Annotated in this window: 20 protein-coding genes; 7 read left to right on the forward strand and 13 right to left on the reverse strand. The window is 60.1% G+C overall.

Annotated features, from left to right (window positions below):
- The 6 genes from PPGU16_RS29610 to PPGU16_RS29635 all read right to left on the reverse strand — a co-directional run bounded on the left by PPGU16_RS29610 (nucleotide 1) and on the right by PPGU16_RS29635 (nucleotide 6102).
- On the reverse strand, nucleotides 1–1041 hold the full coding sequence (locus PPGU16_RS29610; protein ID WP_180727093.1) for an ADP-ribosylglycohydrolase family protein: 1041 nt from the start codon (nucleotides 1039–1041) through the stop codon (nucleotides 1–3).
- A gap of 5 nt (nucleotides 1042–1046) precedes the next feature.
- Nucleotides 1047–1775, reverse strand: a complete 729-nt coding sequence (locus PPGU16_RS29615) for a GntR family transcriptional regulator (protein WP_180726307.1) — start codon at nucleotides 1773–1775, stop codon at nucleotides 1047–1049.
- Nucleotides 1776–1935: 160 nt separating this feature from the next.
- Nucleotides 1936–2961 (reverse strand): porin, encoded by a 1026-nt coding sequence (locus PPGU16_RS29620; RefSeq protein ID WP_180726308.1) that lies wholly within the window; start codon nucleotides 2959–2961, stop codon nucleotides 1936–1938.
- A 935-nt stretch (nucleotides 2962–3896) separates the two neighbouring features.
- Nucleotides 3897–4826, reverse strand: a complete 930-nt coding sequence (locus tag PPGU16_RS29625) for a 3-hydroxyacyl-CoA dehydrogenase NAD-binding domain-containing protein (protein WP_180726309.1) — start codon at nucleotides 4824–4826, stop codon at nucleotides 3897–3899.
- 3 nt (nucleotides 4827–4829) lie between these two features.
- A complete protein-coding gene (locus tag PPGU16_RS29630) occupies nucleotides 4830–5750 on the reverse strand; it encodes a beta-keto acid cleavage family enzyme (RefSeq protein WP_180726310.1) in 921 nt (306 codons plus the stop codon).
- A gap of 46 nt (nucleotides 5751–5796) precedes the next feature.
- A complete protein-coding gene (locus PPGU16_RS29635; RefSeq protein ID WP_243460720.1) occupies nucleotides 5797–6102 on the reverse strand; it encodes an MFS transporter in 306 nt (101 codons plus the stop codon).
- A gap of 170 nt (nucleotides 6103–6272) precedes the next feature.
- On the opposite strand from PPGU16_RS29635, the gene PPGU16_RS29640 reads away from it, so the two are divergent.
- Both PPGU16_RS29640 and PPGU16_RS29645 read left to right on the forward strand, forming a co-directional pair.
- Entirely contained in the window at nucleotides 6273–8567 is a 2295-nt protein-coding gene (locus PPGU16_RS29640) for a hypothetical protein (protein WP_180726311.1), read from the forward strand.
- Nucleotides 8568–8588: 21 nt separating this feature from the next.
- Nucleotides 8589–9260: a hypothetical protein gene (locus PPGU16_RS29645; RefSeq protein WP_180726312.1), complete on the forward strand. Its 672-nt coding sequence runs from the start codon at nucleotides 8589–8591 to the stop codon at nucleotides 9258–9260.
- 266 nt (nucleotides 9261–9526) lie between these two features.
- Here PPGU16_RS29645 and PPGU16_RS29650 read toward each other — a convergent pair whose 3' ends face one another.
- The 3 genes from PPGU16_RS29650 to PPGU16_RS29660 all read right to left on the reverse strand — a co-directional run bounded on the left by PPGU16_RS29650 (nucleotide 9527) and on the right by PPGU16_RS29660 (nucleotide 12432).
- Nucleotides 9527–10420, reverse strand: a complete 894-nt coding sequence (locus PPGU16_RS29650; protein ID WP_180726313.1) for a pirin family protein — start codon at nucleotides 10418–10420, stop codon at nucleotides 9527–9529.
- A gap of 139 nt (nucleotides 10421–10559) precedes the next feature.
- Nucleotides 10560–11678 (reverse strand): porin, encoded by a 1119-nt coding sequence (locus tag PPGU16_RS29655; protein ID WP_180726314.1) that lies wholly within the window; start codon nucleotides 11676–11678, stop codon nucleotides 10560–10562.
- 115 nt (nucleotides 11679–11793) lie between these two features.
- Nucleotides 11794–12432, reverse strand: coding sequence for a hydrolase (locus PPGU16_RS29660; protein ID WP_180726315.1), 639 nt, complete (start codon nucleotides 12430–12432; stop codon nucleotides 11794–11796).
- 218 nt (nucleotides 12433–12650) lie between these two features.
- Between PPGU16_RS29660 and PPGU16_RS29665 the strand changes: the two genes are divergently transcribed.
- Both PPGU16_RS29665 and PPGU16_RS29670 read left to right on the forward strand, forming a co-directional pair.
- Nucleotides 12651–13547: a LysR substrate-binding domain-containing protein gene (locus tag PPGU16_RS29665; RefSeq protein ID WP_180726316.1), complete on the forward strand. Its 897-nt coding sequence runs from the start codon at nucleotides 12651–12653 to the stop codon at nucleotides 13545–13547.
- Between the two features lie 348 nt (nucleotides 13548–13895).
- Entirely contained in the window at nucleotides 13896–15473 is a 1578-nt protein-coding gene (locus tag PPGU16_RS29670) for an outer membrane protein assembly factor BamB family protein (protein ID WP_180726317.1), read from the forward strand.
- 103 nt (nucleotides 15474–15576) lie between these two features.
- Here PPGU16_RS29670 and PPGU16_RS29675 read toward each other — a convergent pair whose 3' ends face one another.
- From PPGU16_RS29675 to PPGU16_RS29685, 3 genes are all read right to left on the reverse strand, one after another.
- A complete protein-coding gene (locus PPGU16_RS29675; RefSeq protein ID WP_180726318.1) occupies nucleotides 15577–15984 on the reverse strand; it encodes an OsmC family protein in 408 nt (135 codons plus the stop codon).
- 920 nt (nucleotides 15985–16904) lie between these two features.
- A complete protein-coding gene (locus PPGU16_RS29680) occupies nucleotides 16905–18461 on the reverse strand; it encodes a DUF1254 domain-containing protein (RefSeq protein ID WP_434064442.1) in 1557 nt (518 codons plus the stop codon).
- Nucleotides 18462–18604: 143 nt separating this feature from the next.
- Nucleotides 18605–20074, reverse strand: a complete 1470-nt coding sequence (locus PPGU16_RS29685) for a DUF1254 domain-containing protein (RefSeq protein WP_434064451.1) — start codon at nucleotides 20072–20074, stop codon at nucleotides 18605–18607.
- Nucleotides 20075–20734: 660 nt separating this feature from the next.
- On the opposite strand from PPGU16_RS29685, the gene PPGU16_RS29690 reads away from it, so the two are divergent.
- Genes PPGU16_RS29690 through PPGU16_RS29700 form a run of 3 tightly spaced genes read left to right on the forward strand, consistent with a single transcriptional unit; the run spans nucleotide 20735 to nucleotide 23158 of the window.
- Nucleotides 20735–21790 (forward strand): aromatic ring-hydroxylating dioxygenase subunit alpha, encoded by a 1056-nt coding sequence (locus PPGU16_RS29690; RefSeq protein WP_180726320.1) that lies wholly within the window; start codon nucleotides 20735–20737, stop codon nucleotides 21788–21790.
- 22 nt (nucleotides 21791–21812) lie between these two features.
- Nucleotides 21813–21983, forward strand: coding sequence for a rubredoxin (locus tag PPGU16_RS29695; protein WP_180726321.1), 171 nt, complete (start codon nucleotides 21813–21815; stop codon nucleotides 21981–21983).
- Complete coding sequence (locus tag PPGU16_RS29700; RefSeq protein WP_243460721.1) at nucleotides 21980–23158, forward strand: NAD(P)/FAD-dependent oxidoreductase; 1179 nt, start codon at nucleotides 21980–21982, stop codon at nucleotides 23156–23158. Before PPGU16_RS29695 ends, PPGU16_RS29700 begins: the two co-directional genes overlap by 4 nt.
- Nucleotides 23159–23382: 224 nt before the next feature.
- Here PPGU16_RS29700 and PPGU16_RS29705 read toward each other — a convergent pair whose 3' ends face one another.
- Nucleotides 23383–24309 carry a LysR family transcriptional regulator gene (locus PPGU16_RS29705; RefSeq protein WP_180727096.1) on the reverse strand — a complete coding sequence of 309 codons (927 nt, stop codon included), beginning with the start codon at nucleotides 24307–24309 and terminating at the stop codon, nucleotides 23383–23385.
- Nucleotides 24310–24330 lie beyond the last annotated feature (21 nt).

The following is a 24330-nucleotide window of genomic DNA, read 5'->3' on the forward strand; positions in this document are numbered from 1 at the left end:
TTAGCCGCGCGAGGCGCGCAGTTCGAGCAGTTGCCGGATGAGAGGATCGAGATCGAGCGCATTGACGCGCATCACGGTCTCGATGGGTTCCTGCGGCAGCATCGCGTAGCCGGCGCACGCGCCGAGCATCGCGCCGAGCATCGCGGCGATGGTGTCGGTATCGCCGCCGAGGCTCGCGGCTGTCGCGAGTGAAGTGTTGATGTCGGTGCCGTGGTGGGCGGCATCGTGCGCAAGCGCGAAAGCCGCGACCACGGATTCCTGCGACGCGACCGAGGTGCCGACCACTTCATACAGGTAATCGGCCAGTGCATCGCCGGTCACGCGCGTGGTCAGTTCGGCGGCCCATCGCAGACGTGCGCCGATGCGCGCGCCCGCCACCCAGAAGCCGCGCTGCTCGCCGCGTTCGGCGAACTGCGCGCCTGCCTCGAGCGCCTGCGATAGCGACGCGCCATCGATACCCGCCGACACGGCCGCCGCAACCGCCGCCGCGCTTGCGATACCGAGCGTGGTGTTGTGCGTGACGACGCACGAGCCGACCACGGCATCGACAAATGGTTCAGGGTTGGCAATCGATGCCGAGATGCCGACAGGCGTCACGCGCATGGCCGCGCCATTGGTCGTGCCGAAGCGTCCCGCGAGCATCACGTCTTCGCCGTCGAGGATCGCCTGCGTCGCGCGCCGCGTGGAGGGGCCGAGCAGATCGAGCGAGCCGCGCGCCTTCATGTGCGCTTCCCATTCGATCAGGCGACGCGCGAATTCGCGCGGCTCGATCGAGCCCTGTCCGTCTACCAGCAGTTGTGCAACGAGCACCGCCTGTTCGGTGTCGTCGGTGATCGAGCCTGCGCGCATGTTCGGCGCGATTGGCTGTTCAGGGCCGGCATCGACGAGTTGTGTGATGCGGCCAAACCGCTGGCGGATATCGGCGCGGCTCAACGACTGGGTCGGCATGCCGAAAGCGTCGCCGAGTGCGAGGCCATAAAACGCGCCGCGTGCGCGGTCGAAGCGCGCAGCATCAGGGGGAGAAAAAGCGGAGGACGGCATAGACATCAGAATTCCAGGTGCAAGGCAAAGTGCGCGGGATCGAGCAGACTGACGACGTACTCGATGATCGCGTTGTTGCGGTCGCGCGTCAGGCGTCGCGAGCGCAGAAAAGGGGTGCCGGCGCGGCGCTTCAGCAGACGCGCGTCGTCGGCTTCGAGGCCGACGACCTCGGCCCATTGCTCGCCGTGATCGGCCACCATGCCGTGTTCGGCGAGCGTGCGGTTCAGCGAGCCGCCTACCAGCCCTTCGAGCGGCAGCGATGCGAGATCGTCGCTGAATGGCAGGCGGCTGCGTTCGAGGGAAATGGAAGTGGCAGGGTCGCCGATCACACGCATCCGGTCGATGGCGACGAAGCGCGCGTGGCGCAGGCCAAGCTCCTGTGCCAGCGCATCGTCTTCGATGATCGCGATCTGCAGCAGTTTCGTTTGCGGATTGCCGCCAGCCCGTTCGAGAGCCGTCGTCCAGCCAAGCGAGCCGTCGATCGTTTGCCCGTGGAAGGTCACGAACGAGCCGATGCCGCCTTTGCGGGTGATCAGGCCGCTCGTCGTCAGCAGATCGAGTCCCTTGCGCACGGTGTTGCGGCTCACGGCGAAACGCTCGACCAGTTCGCTTTCGCTTTCCAGTTGCTGCCCATATGGCAGCTTGCCCGTCAGGATGTCGCGTTCGAGCGCGGCCGCGACCATATGTGCCTTCGAACGCCCGACGTCGGTTGCTCGTGCCGATTTACGGACCATCTTCAGTCTCCTGTTAGAGAGCGGTGCGCGCACGCGCCAGCGCGTGACAGCGCGCGCAGCACACCTTGCAAAAGGCACAAGTATGCACATGTTTTCGGACAGGTGGCGACTGGAGGATGGTTGGCGCGGGCGCATGCGGATTCTTCGCGTTTGACCAGTGTCAGAAGCGATGCACCATGCCGAGCTGGAAGCCGCGCGCGTCTGCGCCCGCATAGGCGAGAGGCAGGCCTGCATTGGCCGATCCGGCGAGCCGGTAGGAAGCATTGCCCTCGTTCTGCAGGAACGACACCGCGCCATAGAGGGAAGTGCGCTTCGAGAACGAATACGTGTAGAGCGCAGCGATCTGCCGCGCGTTGTCGCCGTGCCCGGTTTCATCATGCAGCAGCGTGCCGCCGAGCGAGACGGCCTGGGCCGGCGTCAGCTGGTACACGGCCGAAATGCCGTACACGTTGACGTCGAGCGCAAGGTCGTCCCATTTCGCGCCGCTCCATCCGAGATACACCGTCGTCTTGCCAATCTGGTAAGACGCGCCGACTTCGGCGGTGCGATCGAGTGTGCTGTTGTCGGCGCTGCGTACGGCCTGTGCCGCCGCGACGGCAGAGAAGGGGCCGTGCGAATACGTGATATCCGCCTGATAGCTCGCGCCGGCAGAGCGCAATCCGCCCGCGTCGCCGAAGCCGACATAAATGCTGAACTGCACGCCCGACAGCGTCGGCGACGTGTACGACACCGTGTTACTGGTGCGAACCGCGTAAGTCATCATGTTGCTGAAACCAGATGCCTGCGTCGATGCGCCGAACGCATCCAGGCCGCCCTGATCGTTGAAGATCGGCGAGTTCTGACGGCCGACATGTACCTCGCCCCAGTTGCCGCCCACGCCTACCCATGCCTGCCGATTGAACAGCGAGCCCGGCGACGCGAACGTGCCGTCGTTCGGATTGAAACCGTTCTGCAGATCGAAGCTGACGAAGTTGCCGCCGCCGATATCTTCATGGCCGCGCAGGCCGAAGCGGCTCGCCCATTGCCCCGATGATCCGATCGCAGCCGTGTAGCCGTTACCCGTGTTCACGTACTGGAAGAACTCGTCGACGATGCCATAGAGCGTCACGCTGGAATCGGCGTGGGCGAGGGGCGGGAACGCGCAGACGGCAAGCATGCACGCGACGCGCAGCGAACGGTTGGACATTGGGTTCCTTGTGACCGGTTGGATCGGGCTGTGTTTCAACTGCTTGTTCCTTAAAAAAGTACAAGTAGGAACATGTGCAAAAGTACGGCCACAGATTGGACAAGTCAAGAAAACAAATATCAGGGAAAACCTTTAGTTGGAGCATCGGCAAACCGCCATGGCGGCCGACGAACTGATCGCCGTGTGCCGTTCGACGACAGGCATCCGCCCTCAGAATTAAGTGGCGCACAAGTGTTCAGACGCACGGTTTCTGGGGGAAGGCTGAAGTCGCCTCCTACTCACTGCAGTAGCTTGTGCGAGTCGCGCCCTCGTTCGATCAAAGTCGTTTTGACGGGCAGGGCGCCCCGTGAAGCGCTGTCGTGCCGGGCATGACATCCACGATGACGCGTCTGCGTACGTGAGACTTGTCGGAGCAGGACGGGCGTTCGAAGCACTCGGGCAGCCGACTTCGTTTCAACAGATCGACCGACCGAATCAGGTGTGCGCCGTGAAACGGTGGCGCTTTCCAGCGGGCGCAAGTCCCGCCCGGTAACCTGTCGACTCCGATTCGTGTTCGTAAGCGACTGATGGCGTTACACGCGAAAGCGAAGGCAGAAGCCGGGTACCGTTTCTATGCTGTGTACGACAAGATCTACCGTGAGGATGTGCTGGCACATGCGTACGCCCAGTGCCGCTCGAACACGAGCGCACCGGGTGTCGATCGACAGGACTTCGCGGAGGTCGAAACGTGGGAGACTTACCGGCCGGACCTTATCAGAAGAGTGCTTATCCTGAAGTCCAATGGCAAGCTGAGGCCTTTGGGCACCTCGACCTTGCGTGATCGGTCAGGCAAACTACTTTAATGTAGGCGCGGACAGAATCGACGGGTTCACTTTCTGTCGCCCTGAAGGGCTGATGAGCGCAGACAGTTTCTTCTTCATCTCGCCTTGCTGGCGCTATGGAATCTGAGAGAGCCCGCGCTTCGCTTCCAGCAATTCGATCAGCAATTGATCGCGCTGGCGAATCATTTCGGCAAAGTCGTGCGACTGTAGTTTCGTTTCGACGCCCTTCGCGATCGATTCGATGTAGTCGTCCGTCTCGGGGTACGTGCCCAGATCTCTCGCCCACTCGCGCTGAGCTGGGCCCAGATGCCGCAGCACATGTGTGATGCCACCGGGACCGCCGGAAGCATGAAGGTTGAGAAACGGACCGAGGAGCGCCCAGCGCAAACCGGGGCCGTAGGAGATTGCGGTGTCGACATCCTCCACTGAGGCAATGCCGCGCTGTACCAGACTGATCGCCTCTTGCCAGATCGCCGCTTGCAGGCGATTGGCAATATGACCTTTGACTTCCTGGTTGATGCGAATAACTTTCTTGCCAGTTGACGCGTAGAGCGTCATCGCCCGGTCTATGTATTCCGTCAATGTGAGCCTTCCGCCGCCGACCTCGACCAGCGGAATGATGTGCGATGGATTGAACGGATGCCCAAGTACGATCCGCTCCGGATGCTGCGCGTGAGCCTGAATCTCGCTGACCGACAATCCCGACGACGAAGACGCGATGATCGCGTCCGTCTTCGCCGCGCGTTCGATGTCGGCGATCAACGCCTGTTTGACGTCGAGCCGCTCCGGGCCGCTTTCCTGAATGAAATCGGCGTCGCGCAACGCTGCGGTTAAATCGGTCGTGAAGACCAGCTTTTCGCGCGAGGCATCATCCGAAAGCCCGAGCCGCTCGACAACCGGCCAGTTCTCGTCGATCCACCCGCGCAGGCGCGACTCCGCGCCCTCGGCGGGATCGGTCGCGATGACGTCGAAACCATGCGCCAGAAAATGCGTGGCCCATCCCGCGCCAATCACGCCCGTGCCGACGATCGCGATCTTCTTCATGGCTCAGTGCTCCAGACAGGCGGCATCGACGGTTGCGTGCAGTGGCCGCAGTCCGATGATCGCGCGCGCTTCGTCAGGCGTCGCCGGTTCGTAACCCATCTCGCGCACCATGCGAACGAGCCGCTCGACCAGTTGCACGTTCGTCGCCAGTTCGCCGTGCCGGTAATACAGGTTGTCTTCGAGCCCGACGCGCACGTGGCCACCCAGCAAGAGCGAATTCATCGCGGCGGGCAATTGCGCAGCGCCGATCGCGCTCACGTTGAACACGGTGTCGCGCGGCAGATGATCGACCATTGCCTGCAACAGACGCGGCGTGTAGGGCAATGCGCCCTGAAACGCATTCGCGCCGATCACGATGTTGATGAAATGCGGCGCGTCGTCCAGACCGTCGTTGATCGCGCGCTGCACATCCTGAACGATATCGGCGAGACCGAACACTTCCCATTCGGGCTTGATGCCACGCGCTTTCATCATTTCGGCAATCTGGCGGATGCGCGAAGGCGGCGTCGCGACGAGAATCTCCTTGCCGCCAAAACTCGCGATCACCGTCTGCGCGTCGAGCGTACACATTTCGACGCCATCACCCTGCATGCCTTTCAGACGCTCTTCCCACTGAATTTCCCACAGGCCGTTGTCGAGTTCGCGAACCATGTCGCCGTCGATACCGCCGCCCGTCGAATTGTTCAAAATGATGTCGCACTTGTCGCGAATCAGCCGGTTGATATGGCTGTAGATGGCGGGATCGCAGGTCGCCTGATCGTCGGGACGGCGCGCGTGGACCGCCACGACACTCGCGCCTGCGTTGTAGCAGCGGTAGGTATCGTCGGCGATTTCCTGGGGCTGTGTGGGCAGATTCGGGTTCATCTTTTTGGTGGCCATGCCGCCCGTGGGCGCAACGGTCACGATGACTTTGGGCTTGCTCATGATGGTGTTCTCCGATGAAGAATGAGGTTCTGAAAAAAGAGGGCGGTCAGTGCGCGCTTGCGTCGTCGATCGTGCCGACGCGGACTGCGCTTTTCGGCAAGCCAAGCAAAATGGTCAGTCCGCCGCAGATGACGAGCGCGGTCAATGCGAGAAGGCCCAACTGAATGCTGCCGGTCACCGACTTGATCCAGCCGATCAGCGTCGGACTCGCGAAACCGCCCAGAATGCCGAGCGAGCTGATGACCGCAATGCCGGCCGCCGCCGCTTCCTGGCCGAGATAGGTAGGCGGGATCGACCAGAAGAGCGATCCACCGCCGAAGATAAAGAACGCGGCGACGCACAGCAGAACCATGACGGGGACGATCGCGGTGCCGAGAAACGATGTCGATGCCAGCGCCGCCGCGCCGAGAACCAGCGTGCCGCCGACGTGCCAGCGGCGTTCCTTGAACCGGTCCGAACTGCGGCTGGCGATATCAATCTCGGCGATGCCGAACTGTCAGAGTAAGCTATACAAGAACGCAGATGTTAATCAGCTATCCAATCCTGCCGGATCACCTGACGGGCGCGAGCGCACCTGAACCCGACCTGGCGCCGCATGGCTTCTATCCGATCAGTCGGCGCAATCGTTGGCACGGTGGCGTCCATCTGGATCCTGGTGCGAGTGCGGATAGACCGGTTCTCGCGATAGCCGACGGCAAACTGATCGCGTATCGTCAGGCTTCGCAGCCCGAGTACAAGTCGTATGATCAGAACAAGACGCAGCCATCGGACACCAGCTTCGTTTTACTCAAGCACAGCACTGAAACGGGAAACGGTGTGCGAGTCGAGTTCTACTCGCTTTATATGCATTTAAGAAACGTAGCAGATTTTCCGCCGAGTTTCGTGGACCGTGCCCACGCTCACTATGCAAAGCCATTGCAGAGCCCTGAGTGGGACAAGGTCAAGGTGTTCGCTGAACACGACGCGCCCACTGTGTACCGGAAAGAAGTGGTCGGATTGATTGGTCAATGGGGCGGCAAGCACTACGTCCATTTCGAAACGTTCTGCACTCAAGACCAACTAAATGCATTCTTTCCTGATTGCAAGGTCAAGTATCAGGAAGCGAACCGAAACGGTGACGATGAATACTGGGGCGACGCGTATTTCATGATCCCGGCATCTACGAAATTTCATTCGACCTACACGCAGCGTGTTGCCACACAACAGCGTCACTACAACGTGCCACCGCTACAGTCTGGGCAAAATGCCCAGAGGCTGTATGTGCGTGTGCGTTACGAGCGTGGTACGCGCTACACGCAAACCTGGTCATGGAACGACCAGACGGGAGCGGCTACGCCGCTTGGCGGCGAACAGGCCGAGCGCGAATACGAGTACGGCCTGTACCAAAAGGCAGCGGATCTGTACGATTCGTGTCCTAGCGCAGGTTTTGACTTGCTACGCACTGGCCGGAATCTTGGCCCTGACCGTATGCGGTTGTCATCCGATCAGAATGTTGCGTGGGCGGCGATACCATACAGCGGGACCGAGACAGGCTACGTCAATCTTGCCGATGCTGCCGTACTGAAGTTTTCAGACGCCGATTTTCCCCATTTCATGCACTGGCGCAAGATCAATGAAGACGGCAAATACATCGCCGACGATGGTCATGGCGTCGTCGATGTCCTGGCCGATGTGGTGAGTGCAGTCGACACGAATGCCGACGGTAAATTGACGGGCGAAGAATACGAAGCCTGGTTTCGCAGTGACCCTACGGCCCGTGAACGGATGCGGCGTCTAGTTGTTCAACATTCAAGTGAGTGGGACAAGCGTACCCAGGTCACGCGGTATCAGGATCTGACGCAGCAAGGCGAAGTGTTCGACAAAAACCCTGTCAATTTTCAGGCGTTTCTCGACTTTTATGCGAAAGCCGCATTTTGGGAAGAAGCAGGTTTGCCGGAAAAGGTCTGGTATTTCCATCCAATTGAGATCATTAGTCATTTCCGCAAATGTGGCTGGCTTTCACAGAGCGAGTTGGCGCAATTGCTTCCGCGCAAGAGCGGACTGCCGCATCCCACACAGACGCTCAGTTGGCAGGCCGCGTCCTCCCGGGTAGGCGGGACGCCGGTTTCGCATACCGACATTGGCAGCATGTTTCGCCGCTACGGCCTGACGACGCCCGAGCGCCAGACTGGCTTTCTTAGTCAGACCTACATCGAGACGGGATTGTTGCGTGTCACGAAGGAACTCGGCGAGGGAGCAGGGCATGCCTATGAAGCGTTCTATGGCCGAGGCTTGATGCAACTTACGTGGCCAACGCTCTATGCTGACTATGGCAGCTTCCGAAAATTTCCCAACCATACTGGCGCCTATGTCGATTCACGTATCACTGTGACTTCGACACACAACTGGAGTGGTCCGCCAACAGTCGATCAACACGGCCACGCGCACAGCGACACACGCCTCTGGGCACCACGATACGATCCCGACGTCGTCGCGACCAACAGCTTCGACGCGTGTGATAGTGCCGGTTTCTTCTGGGTTTGGAAACACTTCATGGGCCAGGCCAACATTCATCGTATCGCGGATGAGGGAATTACGACGGAATCGGTCGGCCGCATGTCCATTCTCGTGAACGGCGGCGGCAATGGCTACAACGAACGACAGCAATACGCTGCTTTCGTGTCCCGTTATTTGTCGGACTCGACGGAGCGCACTTCCTCTGGAACGCTGACTGTCGCAAGGCAGCGTATTGTTACGCATCCGCATCAGACACCTATGTGGGGGCAGTCCGCGACGACCACGCCGGTCATGGTCGACTACTCCGCTCAACGTCCATAACTACTTCAGATGCAATTGTCTATGAACATTCGAAAGATCCTTTCCGTGGTCGGAGCGATGTGGTGGCTCTCTGTTGCATGTGCTTCTAGTCAGGAGATCACAGTCTCGCTAGTCCCAGCGTTGCAGCAGCATAGCGCCGCGCTCGACGCGGCTCTACGCGCGCTGCGTGCTGGTATCCAGAAAGACGCGAAAGAGTGCGCGAGCAATGCGAGCGGAATGGGCGCTGTGGCAATCTATCACGCGGATATTCGCAAAACGATCGAGACGGCTACGCTCGTAGCTTTGGAAGTGACGGGGAATTCACAATGTGACGGCGTGCACCCCTCTGTCTATCAATATGGTATTGCGTACAGCATCAAGGATGGGAAGCGCCTGGATTTGAACGCGATATACGCAGTGGGCCGAAGGGAGGACGGCAGTCTGTTTCTGACGGACACGTCTGTTGGCAGTGTCATGAAGGAATACACGCGAGTGAACGCGGGGAGGCCTCAATGCCTCGACCCCTCGGCATTTAACAACGACTATTTTATGTCGAAGGCATTCACGATGAGCATCTGGCCGGATGGAAGTCTCGAGCTTTACTTCGATGTTCCGTATGTAGAGGCCGCGTGCCTGCCACCGATTCGACTGAACGCAGATGTGGTGGCCCATTTCAAGGATGAGAAAAAGGCGTCGATGTATGGACTTCCTTGATTTCAGACGGCGGATGGCGGGAATATTCTGGAAGCAGCCCTTTGGCGTGGGTCGGACGTGAAATGAATGATGTGGGTGGCTTGCTGCCGACCGAGTGGGACGGCAGTCGGCCACAACCTGCCGTTCGGAGGTAACGAAATCGTGCCGTTCCAATGACCGCAACAGTCGGGAACCGGACGTCGGGACGTGAGCGGGGCGGGCGCTCCTGTTCCACCTTCGAATTTGAAGAACACGGAACAGGAGCGCTTCTACTGCCTTGGCGACGCTTAGGTGGCTGCGGTCCGCTCGTGTGTCGCGACCATCGATCCAAAACGCCCGCTGTTGAAATCCTCTACCGCCTCGCGAATTTCTTCGGTCGTGTTCATGACGAAGGGACCATGTGCAACGACAGGTTCGTCGATGGGCTCACCGCTCAGCACCAGCACGGTTGCCTCGCTGAGGGCATCGAGCCGGACGTCAGTGCCTTCCTGCCCGAGCAGAACCAGTTGTGCGTCGCTGACGACGCGCTCATCGCCATTGACCCGGACCTGGCCGCGCAGCACGACGAGCGCGAGCGTCCTGCCTGCCGGCAGCGTCAGCGTTGCACCACGTCCCGTGTTGAGCCGCACGTCCCACACGTCCATCGGCGTGAAGGTGTGCGCCGGACCAGCGTCTCCCGCGTAGTTGCCTGCAATCACCCGCACGTGTCCAGCGCCTTCGGGCAACTCGACCGAAGGAATCTGGTTCGCGAGAATCCCCTGATAGCCTGGCGGCGTCATCTTGTCCTTCGCGGGCAAATTGACCCAAAGCTGGACCATTTCGAGCGTCCCGCCTGTTTTCGCGAACTCGCGCGAATGGAACTCCTCATGCAGAATCCCTGCGCCCGCTGTCATCCATTGCACGTCGCCAGGGCCGATCTTGCCGCCGCCGCCCGTCGAATCGAGGTGCTCCAGTTCGCCCTGATACACGATCGTCACCGTTTCGAAGCCGCGGTGCGGATGCTGTCCAACGCCCTGACGGCGCGCTGTCGGCGCAAAGTGTTTCGGGCCCGCATAGTCGAGCATCAGAAAGGGGCTGAGGTGGCGGCCCATCGTCTGATGCGAGAACAGCGTGCGCACCGGAAAGCCGTCGCCGACCCAATGCGAGTTGGGGTTGCCGTAAGTGCCGAGAATCGTCTTCATCGTCGAATGTTCCTGTTGAAAGGCCAGGCGGCCTTGTTTGCATGGATACAGAGTAGTGGCGGGACGATGACGGCAGTAGTGGCCGGGAGCCAACTTCTGTGTCCCACTGATAGAACGATGAGACGGGCGCGATGCAGGATCAGAACCGGGTCTGCAACCCGATGCGTGCCAGTGACTGTGAACGGTTGCTGGCCGCCGCGCCGGGTTGAAGCAGTCCATTGATCCATGCTTGAGTGGTTTGGGCGTCGCCGCTCGCGCGCTGATAGACAGCCTCGACGTACGCCATCGTCCGCTTCGAGAAGTGGTACTGCACGGCTGTGGCGATCTGGTGCGCCTGATTGTTATCGAGCACCTCGTTTCCCTTCATGTACTGGTAGTCGAGCCCTGCCGACCAGGGGCCGGAGACCGTCCAGTACGCACCCGCCTTGTAGACGTCGATCCTTGCTCCACTCGCCGTATTCTTCGTATTCGTATAGAGCAGCATGGCGAGCACGCTGCCGAACCGGTAGTGCACGCCAGCTCCAAAATTGCGGATGCCGTCGTGACCGTCACCCAGTTCGGGATATCTGGCTTCGATGTACGCGACGCCGACTCCCAGCGGGCCGCTATCGTAGTTCATCCCTGCGCTGATGGTCGAATTGGCGGAAAACGAACCTGCAACGCCACCGAAGCCATACAGCACGCCAAAACTGAATCCCGCGAACGATGGGCTGCGATACTTGACCGAATTCGCCACACGCGTGGCGCCGGCGAGGCGGTCGAAATCGAATGAGCCGGTCGGATTTTGCGGAATGCCCAGCGCGCTAAACGGCCCCTGGCGAAAATCATAGAGGCCGCCAAACAGGAACGCGCCGTCGAAGAGCCCGAGCGTCAACGTGTCGAACATGAAGTCGTACTGGTTGCCGAACGTGACGGTGCCAAGCCGCTCATCGGACAGACCCACATAGGCAGTGCGATTGAAGATCTGGTTCGCGCCCGGAATGGTCGTGCCGTTGCCCAGGTCGAACTGCGAAGTCAGATTGAAGATGGCCTTCGTTCCGCCCCCGAGCACCTCGCTTCCGCTGAACGTCAACGTGTTTGGCGCATAGATTCCGCTGTCGAATAGCGTCACTGCGCCACCATGCTGGTTGTTCACATACGTCACGCCGCCGTCGATCATGCCCTGCAAGGTGACGCTGCTCTGGGCATACAGATTGGTGTGGACGCATGCCGCGATCACGCAGCCTGCGAGGCCTATTGGCGCGGTCTGTTTCTTCATGATGCACACTGTACTGTCGTCGAGGCCATGTTCATTGCGTGTTGGTGCCGGACATTCGCCGGACATGGCAAATGCGCGCGGACGGGGACCAACAACCGGCCGCGCGCTTGACGCATCAGCTCTTGTCGTACGAGAACTGGATGCCGGCCGTGCCGCCCGTCTGGATGAACAGGTCGATGAACGCCGGGACGGTCTCGCTGCGTGCCCAGTCGCGTTGCAGCTCGCAGAACATCTGGGCAACGCTGATCATCTTGCCGCCAGCCTGTTCGATACGACGCAGCGCGGCTTCATGTGCCGCGACGGATGTGCCGCCGACCGCGTCGACGACGACATAGACTTCGTAGCCTTCGGCCAGCGCATCCAGTGCGGGGAACGTCAGGCACGCTTCCGTCCAGAGTGCGGTCATGATCAACTTCTTGCGGCCGGTTGCTTCGACAGCCTTGCGGAATTCGACGTCTTCCCACGAGTTGATGCTGGTGCGGTCGTAAGTCGGATAGTCGCCGAGCGCCGCGCGCAGTTGCGGGATGGGCGGCTTGTTGAGACCGGTTTTCACGTTGACCGTCGAATGGACGATCGGCAGCTCGTAGGCAATTGCCGCCTTTGAGGCACCGACGATGTTGTTGATCAACAGCTGACGGTCCATCGATGCGATGGAATTCACCTGGACCGGCTGATAATCGATGACGATGAATGCCGCGTTCTGCGGCGTCAGAAGATGATCGTTCGCGGGGTCGCGAATCGGTTCGCTTGCCATGTTTGCCTCCGAAATACTGCGGAAAGTGGAAGGGGATCGATCCCGGTGATCCGACGCGTGATGCATCCGATCTGCATGCCACGGCAATGCTATGCGGTCGACGAACCCGCCTCCAGTCCCAGAAAAATGCCGACTGTGTTCTATGAGCGGAACAATGGTGGTCCCGTGCGGGCTTCAATGCTCTAAGATGCCGCTATTGTTCTGCCGAAGGAACAGTCATGGACGACCTGAACGACATCTATTATTTCGTGAAAGTGGTCGACAACCACGGCTTCACGCAGGCGGGGCGGGCGCTCAACATGCCCAAGTCCAAGCTGAGCCGGCGCATCGCCGAACTCGAAGCCAGGTATGGCGTTCGTCTTCTCAACCGGTCCACGCGGCATTTCTCGATGACGGACACGGGACGGGAGTTCTACGAGCGCTGTGTCGCGGTGCTCGTGGAAGCCGATGCCGCCCGCGAGGTGATGGAGCGAAGGCTCTCCGAGCCTCAAGGCGTGGTGCGGATGAGCTGCCCCACGACGCTTCTCGCGTACCGCATCGGCAATCTGGTTGCCGACTTCATGACGCAATACCCGAAGGTGCAGATCCTTCTCGATGCAACGAATCGACGGGTCGACGTGCTGGGCGAAGGTCTGGATCTCGCGCTGCGAGTGCGTTTCCCACCGCTCGAAGATAGCGGGCTCGTCATGCGTGTCCTGTCGGGAAGTCCGCAGCGTCTCGTTGCCGCACCGGCGCTCATGGAGCGGCACGGGACAGTCGCGCATCCCGCCGATCTCGCCGGCATGCCGAGCCTCGATTGGGGGCCGCAGCGCGATCATGCATGGGCGCTTGTCGGCCCGGACGGTGCGGAAGCGCGGGTGAGTCACGCGCCTCGCTATATCACTGACGATATGACCGTGCTTCGCCAGGCGGCGATCAAAGGCGTGGGCGTCGTGCAGTTACCGTACATGGTCGTCGAGGATGCGCTCGCAAAAGGCACGCTGGTCGACGTGATACCTGGCTGGAAACCCAAAGGGGGGCTGGTTCACGCGGTCTTTCCGTCACGGAGGGGTCTATTGCCCGCGGTGCGTCAGCTGATTGATTATCTCGCCGAACATATACAGAAAGACGAGTGACGCTTCGTCGTGAAATGACCGGCTGAGGCGCGCATCCTGATCGTTCCTCCGATAGAACACTGTGTACGGCCGGGCGATCTACCGTGGCATCCGTCCAGTTCTCTAATCTTCGTTCATCGAGCGAGCCGAGCTTCCCGGTGACGAAGATTATTGACGCGTATGGCAACCCGCGCGCGTACCGCCATTCGACGGGTTTGTGGCTGCCTCGTTCGTGACGCCGGGCGTGATTTGGTCTTTGTTGTAGTTGAAGCAACGAGGCCTATGCTGTTATTAACGCTCTCCGTCCGCCCTTCGAAGTCACGATGTCAATCGTGATAGCTCACGCAGTCAACCGACCCGGAGAAGGAAATGAAACAGGCGTTCAACAGGAAAGGCGATCATCGGCCGTCGCAACTGCGCTTGCGCAATACGGCAATCATGGCAGCCGCTGCCCTGATGGCGGGTGTCATGCCCGCGTCTTCCGCCGTGGCACAAGGCACGGGGGACTGGCCGATGGGCGGGCAGAATCTGCACAACACGCGTAGCGCGCAGGACGAGCACGCCATTGCGCTAAACAATGTGGCGAAGCTTGCGCCGCGCTGGTCGGTCGAGACGGATGGCAACGTTTCCGCCACGCCGACGGTGGTCGATGGGGTTGTCTACGTGCCGGACTTCGGCGGCTCGCTGTGGGCCGTTGATGCCGCAAGCGGACAGGTGAAATGGCACAAGAAGGTAAGCGACTATAGTCAGATTCCCAATGACGCTTCGCGCACCAGCCCCGCTTACTGGAAGGGGACGCTCGTGATTGGCCAGGGCACGCAGATCGCCAACAATCCGACGGGCGCTTACGTGTTGGGCGTCAAGGCCGAAGACGGCTCGCCGTTGTGGCGCACCCAGGTGGAAACGGACCCGAGCGCCATCATCACCGCCTCGCCTGTCATCGACGACGGCGTGATCTATGTCGGGATATCGTCGCGGGCCGAGGCGCTCAAGGACAAGCCCACATATCGCGGGAGCGTCGTGTCGCTTGACGCGACCACGGGCAAACTGCTGTGGCAAACATACATGGTGCCCGAGGGCTATACGGGCGGTTCGGTCTGGGGCAACACACCCGTCGTCGATCATCAGACGGGCCTGCTGTACGTCACGACCGGCAACAATTTTTCCGTGCCGGAGGGTGTTTGCCGCTATCCGGGGCAAAGCAATTGCAAGCCGGACGTGGCGACCAATCACATCGACAGCTTCGTTGCGCTCAACCTGAAGACGGGCAAGATCGCGTGGGCCACCCGCACGCTGGCAGCCGACATGTCGACGAACTATGACCACGACGATGGCCCGGACTACGACTTCGGTTCGGGGCCCAACCTCTATACGACCACTGTCGCCGGTCACAGGCGCACGCTGCTTGGCGCTGGCGCGAAGAGTGGCGTCTACTGGGCGCTCGATCCAAAGACAGGCAAGGTCGTATGGCATACGCAGGTCGGTCCCGGGAGTCTGCTGGGCGGCATGCTCTGGGGAACTGCCGCCGACGGCAAGCGCATTTACGTGTCGATCGGCAACCTGAATCACGAGTCCATCTCCGTCAACTCGCCACCGGGCAAGACGAGGACCAAGGGCGGCGTGTGGGCAGCGATAGATGCCGCAACGGGCAAGGTGCTGTGGCGCACCGCCGATCCGCAGGACATGATGGACACCATGGCCATGTCCGAAGCTAACGGCATCGTCTATGCCGGCTCGCTCGCAGGTAGTGGCGCGAACATGTATGCGCTCGATGCCGCTACTGGCGAAATAAAGTGGAGCTTCGAGAGTGGCGGCGCGGTCGTGTCCGGTGCGGCGATCGTCGACGGAACGGTCTACTGGGGCTCTGGCTATCACACCAAGGTTCTCGGGCTGCCGTATGCCGGCGACAACCACAAGCTCTATGCATTCGCGGTAGCGAAGCAGTAAGTCCACTTTGGCGGATGTCCCGGCGTCACTCGCGTCAACTGATATAAGTGCTCGAAGGAATGCAGGCGCGGTATCGTCGACGCGGGTGGCACTGACGCTTGCGTCATGCAATGCGCACTGTCGTGTCGATGCGCGTGCCTCGCTTGATGAACAGCGTGACCGGCGTCTTTTCGCAGATTTCGGCCAGGCGCGCGCGTGGCGCCTCTTCAAGCGGCCCTTCAATCGCCACATCGCGGCGGATGTACTGGTTCCCGTCGTGATCGGCGTGCAGGCTGACCTCGACGGCGATCGTGGTGGCCGGCCATGTCTTGCGCTGCATGTACATGCGCAGCGTGGCGGCTGTGCACGCGGCAAGCCCGGACAGCACGAACGCGAATGGCGCGGGGCCACGATCCTCGCCCCCTTCGTGGGGACCTTCGTCGCCCGTCAGCGGGTGAAGGCCAGCCTCGATGGCGACGAGGTAGTTGGGCGCGTCGGCCGCAAGGCGAGCAGTGGCAGAGGCAAGTGGCATGGGTAACTCCTCGGAGTGGCGCGATCTCGCGCGCTGGATAAGTTGAATGGCATGATTCTGCGCGCTTCGCCGGGCACATGCGGTGCACCGGCTTCTGGCGCGCAAGTGCGGCAATGCCATGCCATCATACTGGGCCAGTCGCTGCCCAGAGTGCATTGGTCAGGCGATTACATCGGTCGTCGGAATGCTGTCGATTACGAAGGCGCCGGTTTTAATGAACGTCAAAGTGCTGCCGACGGCTGGGCTTCCCTCGACGAATTGTTCTCACCAGGCGAGACGGGCAAGCGGCGTTCTAAGGCCTTGCAAGAGCGTGGAAATGCAGAACTATCAGTTCAACTGCCATGGTGTCGAACAGGGACAGTGTTATACGACGTCATCCGCGATCGTGCGTGATGCCGCCACGTTTCCTGCGCCGGCCCGCGACCCCGAACTCTACCTGTCACCCTACCACGACGTCGGGCGAGTATCCGTCTCAGGCGTGGATCGAGCGCAATGGTAAGCTCGTTTCCACACTCGATCTGGTTAGCCGGGGTGTCTTTACGGTGCTGACTGGCGCGGGAGGCAAGGCGTGCCCCGAAGCGGCGCGTGTGCGATGAATTCGGCGTCACGGTTAACGCAGGACGCGCTTCTTGGTGCTGGGACGTCTTATGCCTCGCGCGCTGAATTCAGCGTTGGGGCTTTGTGGCGCGGGCGATGGCGGAGACGTTCAAATGTCCGAAACACTCCCACAGCAGCCATCGACGTCAGGACAACCTGAACGGCTCAGAAGGATCGGGTTCTGCCAACCGCATCGCACAGCAGTCGGCCAAATCCGGCCCTTCGGATATGCCGCTCACTGGTCGTTTAAAGGTCAGCTTTAACTTCGCAAGCAACCGCTCACCCAACTCGAAGTGAGCGGCCTCCTCGCCGCAGCTGCATGTCTATTGCGTCATGTGCTTGACGTCGTCAGGCTTCCAGGTCTTCTTGAAGAACGCCTCCTTGGGACTATATAGACGCAGAATAATGAAATAGCCCTTGCCAGGAACCGTCCTCACCCAGTTACGCTCCTTACCGGCCGGCGCATTCGGGCCAAAGTAGAGATCGTACGAGCCATCGGTGTTTTGCACCGGCTTGTCCATTGAATTCAGGGAAGGCAAGGGTTGACCGTTTTGCAGCCCAGAGGCGTTGATCGAGTCGTACACTGTGACCGACCAGAAGTTGGCAGCAGGAATATCACGCGGCAAATGAAGCTGATAGCTGCTTCCACCCTCCAGAAAATTACCGTCTGCATCGCGCCAGGTCGACGGATATTTCGCGCCCTTTTCGATAAGGTCTACGACCATTCCCGGGCTCGTTGCGTAAGCAGTCGTGAAGTACGCATCTCGTTGAGCCAGATTGGTGAACGAACCGCTTGCCTGAAACAACGGGTTTTGGCCAGCGAAAACGTTGACCCATTGCCGGTCTGGATAGTATTTGGCCTCGGGCTGATCCACCAGTCCGTTCCATATTTCGACCTTGCTCATCTTGAACGCAGTTTTGGCTGCTTTGTCCAGCAACTCGCGCTGCCGGGCCGTGGGCTGGAACGGCTTGCCTTTTTCAATGCCGATCGCCGCCATCATGCCGCGCCAGTCCATATCTGCGGGGTCGACTGTTTCCTGATCGACAAAACGGGCCAGCATGTCGAAATAGGTGCCGTCATGCGGGAACAGCATATCGGCCGGTGTTGCCGACCCATCCGGAAACTGCATCTGCGCGGCAGAATCCTTTTTGCCGTAGGGATAAATGCGCGTGCCCGCGATCAAGGCGTTAGCGGGTTTCAGATCTTTCGGGTCGGTGAAGAAGCCCCGGTAAAAGACGAACACATTGTTGGTACGGGAGCGGTATAGGTAATAGCCTTTGGGCGCGGCTCCCTTGTAGTTCCATGGGACGATCAGATACTTGCCGCCCTTGCCGCCGTCAGGCCCGGCAAATCCAAAATCGCCCGTATAGGTTTTGCCGCCGATCGTTGGGCCCGAGAGCGGCCGCTGATAGAAGTCGTCAAGAATGCCCTGATTCCGGGGGGGAACCTCGACGACGATGGGCCCGTCTTTCGCAAGGTTGACGTAACCCATCGCGTAAAGACAATCGGAGTTGGGTGTGGTGACTTTCGTTTGTGCGTTAAGGCGTTCTTTCCAGACTGGAAGGACGTTGTATCCAGCCCCGTAGGTTTTCTCCGAACCCTCCTTCATCGCGAACATGTTGATGGCGGGTAGGGACCATAAATAAACCTGGACGGCTCGCTGGAAATACAATTCGTCCCGAAGCAGTTCTGCCGATTCATTGGTGGGAAAGTCCCCGGAAAACGGCGCGTTCGCCAGCGCGTCATGGCTCGCTGCAAGAGCCTGAACGGGTGTTGGCTGCTGTGATTGAGGGAATGCCTGTGCGCAATAGCCCGCAACGGCAACCGCGACCAGCGCGACAGCAAGATTCCTTTCGACAACTGATTGTGATGTATTCACGGCTGTACTCCTTTGACTTCGTCAAAATCGAAAAGTGCAGTCCTGCTGTGGCGAGGGGAATGCTTGACCTTCGACATAATGGAAAAGAAATCCGGACCCTTTCGCAATCCTCTCCGACGAAGGTCCAATCCATTCAAGACGAGTCAGGCAAGTTGAAAGTCTGGCAGTTTGAAAGTCTTGTTGTTGAGCGCTTCGGTTGGGCCATAAAGACGCATCGCGGGTAGCGGACGCCTCCCTTCGGTTGGTATCCAGTTGGATGCGAGGCCCTCGGGGGCTTTGGGGCCGACATAAAGCGTGACGCTACCGTCCGCATTCTTCTTCATCGAGTCGAGGTCGTATGACGAGAGCGTCGTGCGGTTGGAATCGCTGTAGATGAATGCGTTCGTCGCCCGGTCATACACTGTCAATGCCCAGAATTGCTTGACGGGCATCTGTGCCGGCACGTCCAGCTTGTAGAGCTTGCCTGCCTCGAGCAGGTTGCCGTTGTTATCCGCCAGCGCCATCAGATACTGCGTGGCGGGGTCGTCAGTCAACCTTCGCGGCATATAGGTGCACCAGAAATATTCGGCCGCGCGGTTGATCAGGTCGATTCTGTCGTCGTAGACGAACGTGAAGGTTTTGTTTTTGTCCGCCTGAAGAAGCGACGCGTAGTGCCGATCTGGCCAGAACAGCTTCTCTCGCGGAAAATGGTCGTACCAGTGTTGCAGGTAAAACCACGCATCAATCGCCGCCTGGCGCATGGCTTTCCTCGTCGTTTCATCCGGCGCGAAAGGCTTGCCTTTCTCGATCCCTAACGACGTGAGCATACCCATCATGATCTTGTCATGAGCATTCACAGGCTCGACGCTCATGATGGCGTACATGTCGTCAAAATGACGTTCGTCGAAAAACGGTAGCGTGGGGTAGCGCTCGTCGATGGGATCGATAAAACGCTGCTTGGGCGGATTCGCTGCCTCCGACAGGTAGTACATCCGCAGCCGATGAGCATAGTGATAAGCGTCTGTCGCGCTCTTGCCTGGTGCGCGAACGGAGCGGAAGGCCAGCGCGATCCTGAAGTTCGGCGACGCGACGTGAAGATAGCCCTTCGGAACGGTGCCTTTATAGCCCGGGGCCGTGAAGAGAAACTTCGCGCCTTTGCCCTTGTCGAGTCCGGAAGGTCCGACGTCCGCGATCGTGAATTGCCAGGCATCGACAACCTGCCCATAGACGCTGCCTTCAGGGCCGGCAGCGGGTACCTCCAGTACCACAGGGCCTTTCCTCAGATCGGTAAACGCGGTGATATAGGGCGTTGTGCTATTCGCCGTGATGGCCTCGAGCTTCGGCGTAGCCGGAGCTGAATAGGAAATGATGTCGTTGTCCTTGACACCCAGATTGTCGAAGGCAGCCCGGCGGAAGCTGTAGATGGCGATCGCGGGCATGTTCCACAGAACCGCTTCGAACGCCCGTTGATACTTGATCTGATAGTCGAAATCCTTAACCGATGGAGCCGAGCCGGCAGGTGGCTGCCCGCCAAGCGGCTGCATCGCGCTACCCGCCCCGGACGCGAGAGGCGTTGGCGATTCGTCGGCTGCAACTTCAGAGGCTTTGGTGCTGGCAGCCAGCCCAACTGCCATTGCCATGCTTACACGGTGAAAATCTCTGCGCGAAAATCTCATCGTTAGGCCCTCGCTGGAAGCTCGTTACTGTCCTTTCATGCTCCGTGAATACTTTGGGTGCTTGCTCCTGGGACAATCGAGTCTTTCCGGAGCCGGCTATCGGGATATGGGGTAACGGAATGGCCCGTTGGTACAACGAGATAGTTTGCTTTGCTGCAGTTACTGCAACTATTAGGGGCAATTCGCCTTCGAACATGACGCTTGCTGGCGAATCGGCTGGGTGACAAAAAGCGCAAGACGGGTCGGTCGGTACAGTCTAATCACAGAGAGCGAAAGCGGGGGAGTGCTGTTTCCCTGCTTGCGCAGTGTGGCACCACCATGAAAATTCGACAGGGGTGGTACGCGATCGTCCGACATGCAGGTTGCGGGACCCGTGCGACGGTCCGGTCCGTCTTGGTAGCAGTCGTTGCTCTGGCCATAGTTTGAGTGACCGCGAGGGGGCGACGCCAGAAGGCCGGCGGGCGTGCACATCCCTCGCGGCTAAGCCGAACATTACCTGTTCGACATGAAGTCAATGTCCGCCTGCGGATTGGCCGGCCCGGGCCGTGCAGCTATCGTTGTCTCCACGCAGTTGTCGTTCGCAAGACTGCAAAAGCTTCCGAGAACATGGAGACATGCATGGCGACGCCTAACGCATCACCGCTGACGTTTCAGCGCTTCCCCAACTTGCCGCGTGACTGTACCTTCGATCCCCACGACTGGCATATCCTGGCCCAATACTGGCATCCCGTCGCCTTCAGTTCAGACCTCGACGGCAAGCCGCTTGCCGTGACGTTGCTCGACGAACCGCTCGTGGTGTTTCGTTCGAACGGACAGGTCGTCGCGGCGCGCGATATCTGCCCGCATCGCGGTGCGCCGTTGAGCCGCGGCTGGGTCGAGAACGGGCAGATCGTGTGCCCATACCACGGTCTCGCTTATGGCGCGGACGGCAAGTGCAAATTCATTCCGTCTCAAACGGAAGGATCGATACCTGAGCGCTTGCAACTCACGACGTATGCAACGCAAGAGGCCTACGGACTCGTATGGGTCTCGCTGGGCGGTGGTGCGCAGCCACTGCCCGATTTTCCCGCATGGAACACGGCAGGGTTTCAACAGATACTGCCGCCATCGATCGATATCAATGCGTCAGCGGGCCGGCAAACGGAAGGCTTTATCGACGTCGCTCACTTTGCCTGGATCCATCACGGCAGTTTCGCCGACCGGCACAACCCGGTGGTGCCGCAATATTCCGTCGAGCGGCGTGAGCGTGGCATGCACGCCGAGTATGTCAGTACCGTGAGCAATTTTCCGAAGTCGATGCAGCATCGCGCGCCCGAAGGCTTTTTGTGGCGGCGCGTATTCGAAGTCGATGCACCGTTCTTTGCCCGCTTGACTGTGCACTTTCCGGAGAATGGGCGTCTTTCCATCCTGAACGCTGCTAGCCCCGTGTCCGCGCGCAAGACGCGGTTGTTCGTGCCGATTGCCAGAAACTTCGATACGGATTTGCCGCTCGACGATGTCTACGAGTTCAACCGCCAGGTGTTCGAGGAGGACCGTGCGATCGTCGAACTTCAACGGCCGGAAGATCTCCCGATCGATCGGACGGCAGAGGCGCCGATCCTCGCTGATCGTTCGTCTGGCGCGTATCGCCGCGCACTGTCGGAGATTGGGTTGGGTCAGGCCTACGTGCGTTGATGGAAAAACAGGAAGAGACATCATGAAGATCTGGGAATGCGTGATCTGCGGGTTTCGATACGAAGAAGCGCTCGGTATACCGGAAGCCGGCGTTGCGGCCGGTACGCGCTGGGAGGATGTGCCGCAAGACTGGGTGTGCCCGGATTGCGGTACCGGAAAGCAGGATTTCGACATGCAGTTGGTGACAGCATGAAGACGTCCGCTATGGAGACGACTGACGCAATCGTCATCGTCGGAACGGGCCTGGCCGGCTACACGGTCGCGCGTGAAGTGCGCAAGCTCGACGCAAACGTGCCGATCGTGCTGATCAGCGAAAGCGATGGCTGCTTCTATTCGAAGCCCACGCTGTCGAATGCGCTTGCGATGAAGAAGCAGCCAACGGAGCTGGCTCTGTTCGATGCGAGCACGATGGCGATGCAACTAAACGCCTGCGTGCTCACGCATCGCAGCGTGGAGCGGATCGTGCCGGACAGTCGCGAGATTGTCGTCGGCGGGGAGCCGCTTTCGTACGCACGGCTCGTTCTCGCGATCGGTGCCGACGCGCGTCGTGTTCCGATGCAGGGCGATGGCGCGTCCGACGTGCTTTCGGTCAACAGCCTCGCCGATTACGCGCGGTTCAGGGAGCGGCTGCAGTCCGCGCAGTCCGTCGCGATTCTCGGCGCGGGTTTGATCGGATGCGAGTTTGCGAATGACCTCGCATTGGCCGGTTATCGGGTTTCGCTAATCGATCCTGCCGCTGCGCCGCTCTCGCGCCTGGTTCCTGAGCCTGTGGGAGCGGCACTCGCCGCGGCGCTCGAACGGCACGGCGTTCGAGCGCACCTCGGTACGAGCGTCACTGCAATAACGCGATCGGAACAGGGGTACCAGTTGAGCTGTTCCGATGGCGAGCGACTTGCCGCAGACCTTGTAGTGTCGGCGATCGGCCTGGCGCCTCGAACTGCGCTGGCAGCCGATGCGGGTCTCGCGATCGAGAACGGTATCCGCACGGACGCATGGTGCCGAACGAGTGCCGCCGATATCTATGCGTTAGGAGATTGCGCGGCAATTGACGGCAAAGCGCAGCCCTATGTGCTCCCCATCATGCACGCGGCGCGAGCGCTGGCTCGCACGCTAACCGTCGAACCGACGCGGGTCGATTTTCCCGTCATGCCGATCACCGTGAAAGTGCCTGCGGCGCCGACCATTATCGTGCCGCCCGCTGAGGCGGGCGAATGGTTGTTCGAAAGCGCGGACGGCGTCTCGCCGGACAGATTGCGAGCCGTTTGTGAACACCCGCTTGATCGCCGGCTTCTCGGCTTTGCATTGCTGGGTGAGGCAACGACGGCAAAAGCAGAACTGATCAAGGCAATGATGGCCGCGCCTGCGTGAAACGAGCCGCGGCGCGAACGCCGATCGACACGCCAACCCGCATTTCAACTACAACAACGCCGCTTCCGATCGACCGACCAGCGTCACGGCATTCCGGCTGCATGCTCGCGGCCTGTCACGCGGGCATGCAAACAGGGCCGTCCTTGCGCCGCAAGTTTTGCTTGCGGCGCTTTTTTCCGTTGCGTGTCTGGAACGCGGGATCTCATTCTGAATTGTCGAGCCGTTCAGGCGGAAAGCGTCCTTGCCACATTCACGACTAGTCGACGCAACCAGACAGCCGCATCGCATCGATGTGCGCGATCATGCCAAAGCTGATAGTACGTGAGCGCAGGTGCACCGCCGGGTATCGCTTCGATCCGTAAAGGAAGGACGCTCGCGTAATGGCTTGCGAGCGTACGGGTCGTGGTGAAGAGCAGATCCGAACGGACCAGCACATAGGGCGCCATGCCGAAGTAGGGCAGTGTCGTGGTGACCGTACGCGACAGGCCGTTGCGCGCCAGTTCGATATCGATGGTGCCCCATGCGGTTGTATTGACGGTCGTCACGGCCAGATGTTCCGCCCTTTCATAGGCCTCTTTCGTCAGTTTGCCGCGCGCGATCGGATGATCGTTGCGCATGAGACAAACCAGTTCGTCCTGACATAAAGGCTGCAAATGCAGATGCCCGGGCGGCGTTTTCCAGTTGCCGATCACAAGGTCGAGCAATCCCGTTTCCAGTCCATTCTCGTAGCCACCGTCGATCATCATCAGATGCTTGAATTCGAGCTTCGCATTGGGCGCCGCCGAGTGGAACGCATCGATGACGGCGGGCACGAACGACACGTCGAGGTAGTCCGGTGTGCCGATGCGAAAGGTGCCCGTAGTCGTCGCGGGATCGAACGTGGTATTCGGATGAAGAATCGCGTCGATGTGGCTCAATGCTTGCGCGGCGGGGGCGATCAGCGTCAGCGCATGACTGGTCGGCACCATGCGGCTGCCGCTACGCACGAGTAAGGGGTCGCCCGTCAGTTCGCGCAGGCGGCGAAGCGCCAGGCTGACAGTAGGCTGCGATTGGCCAAGCAGTGAGGCGGCGCGCGATACGCTCGATTCCGTGAGCAGCGTATGGAGGACTCTGAGCATATGAGAGTCGATGCTTTCCTTCGACATCGCAATCTGAACCCTGTTACATGAGAC

It is taken from the genome of Paraburkholderia largidicola (genome assembly GCF_013426895.1).
Lineage (GTDB): Bacteria > Pseudomonadota > Gammaproteobacteria > Burkholderiales > Burkholderiaceae > Paraburkholderia > Paraburkholderia largidicola.

Excerpts from the sequence above, each read along its gene's own strand:
- PPGU16_RS29665 (WP_180726316.1), top strand. The coding sequence starts at position 12,651 with ATGGACGACCTGAACGACATCTATTATTTCGTGAAAGTGGTCGACAAC.
- PPGU16_RS29625 (WP_180726309.1), bottom strand. The coding sequence starts at position 4,826 with ATGAAGAAGATCGCGATCGTCGGCACGGGCGTGATTGGCGCGGGATGG.
- PPGU16_RS29700 (WP_243460721.1), top strand. The coding sequence starts at position 21,980 with ATGAAGACGTCCGCTATGGAGACGACTGACGCAATCGTCATCGTCGGA.
- PPGU16_RS29660 (WP_180726315.1), bottom strand. The coding sequence starts at position 12,432 with ATGGCAAGCGAACCGATTCGCGACCCCGCGAACGATCATCTTCTGACG.
- PPGU16_RS29650 (WP_180726313.1), bottom strand. The coding sequence starts at position 10,420 with ATGAAGACGATTCTCGGCACTTACGGCAACCCCAACTCGCATTGGGTC.
- PPGU16_RS29615 (WP_180726307.1), bottom strand. The coding sequence starts at position 1,775 with ATGGTCCGTAAATCGGCACGAGCAACCGACGTCGGGCGTTCGAAGGCA.
- PPGU16_RS29640 (WP_180726311.1), top strand. The coding sequence starts at position 6,273 with ATGTTAATCAGCTATCCAATCCTGCCGGATCACCTGACGGGCGCGAGC.
- PPGU16_RS29655 (WP_180726314.1), bottom strand. The coding sequence starts at position 11,678 with ATGAAGAAACAGACCGCGCCAATAGGCCTCGCAGGCTGCGTGATCGCG.
- PPGU16_RS29670 (WP_180726317.1), top strand. The coding sequence starts at position 13,896 with ATGAAACAGGCGTTCAACAGGAAAGGCGATCATCGGCCGTCGCAACTG.
- PPGU16_RS29635 (WP_243460720.1), bottom strand. The coding sequence starts at position 6,102 with ATGGTTCTGCTGTGCGTCGCCGCGTTCTTTATCTTCGGCGGTGGATCG.
- PPGU16_RS29685 (WP_434064451.1), bottom strand. The coding sequence starts at position 20,074 with ATGGCAGTTGGGCTGGCTGCCAGCACCAAAGCCTCTGAAGTTGCAGCC.
- PPGU16_RS29645 (WP_180726312.1), top strand. The coding sequence starts at position 8,589 with ATGAACATTCGAAAGATCCTTTCCGTGGTCGGAGCGATGTGGTGGCTC.
- PPGU16_RS29630 (WP_180726310.1), bottom strand. The coding sequence starts at position 5,750 with ATGAGCAAGCCCAAAGTCATCGTGACCGTTGCGCCCACGGGCGGCATG.
- PPGU16_RS29695 (WP_180726321.1), top strand. The coding sequence starts at position 21,813 with ATGAAGATCTGGGAATGCGTGATCTGCGGGTTTCGATACGAAGAAGCG.
- PPGU16_RS29675 (WP_180726318.1), bottom strand. The coding sequence starts at position 15,984 with ATGCCACTTGCCTCTGCCACTGCTCGCCTTGCGGCCGACGCGCCCAAC.
- PPGU16_RS29620 (WP_180726308.1), bottom strand. The coding sequence starts at position 2,961 with ATGTCCAACCGTTCGCTGCGCGTCGCGTGCATGCTTGCCGTCTGCGCG.
- PPGU16_RS29610 (WP_180727093.1), bottom strand. The coding sequence starts at position 1,041 with ATGCCGTCCTCCGCTTTTTCTCCCCCTGATGCTGCGCGCTTCGACCGC.
- PPGU16_RS29690 (WP_180726320.1), top strand. The coding sequence starts at position 20,735 with ATGGCGACGCCTAACGCATCACCGCTGACGTTTCAGCGCTTCCCCAAC.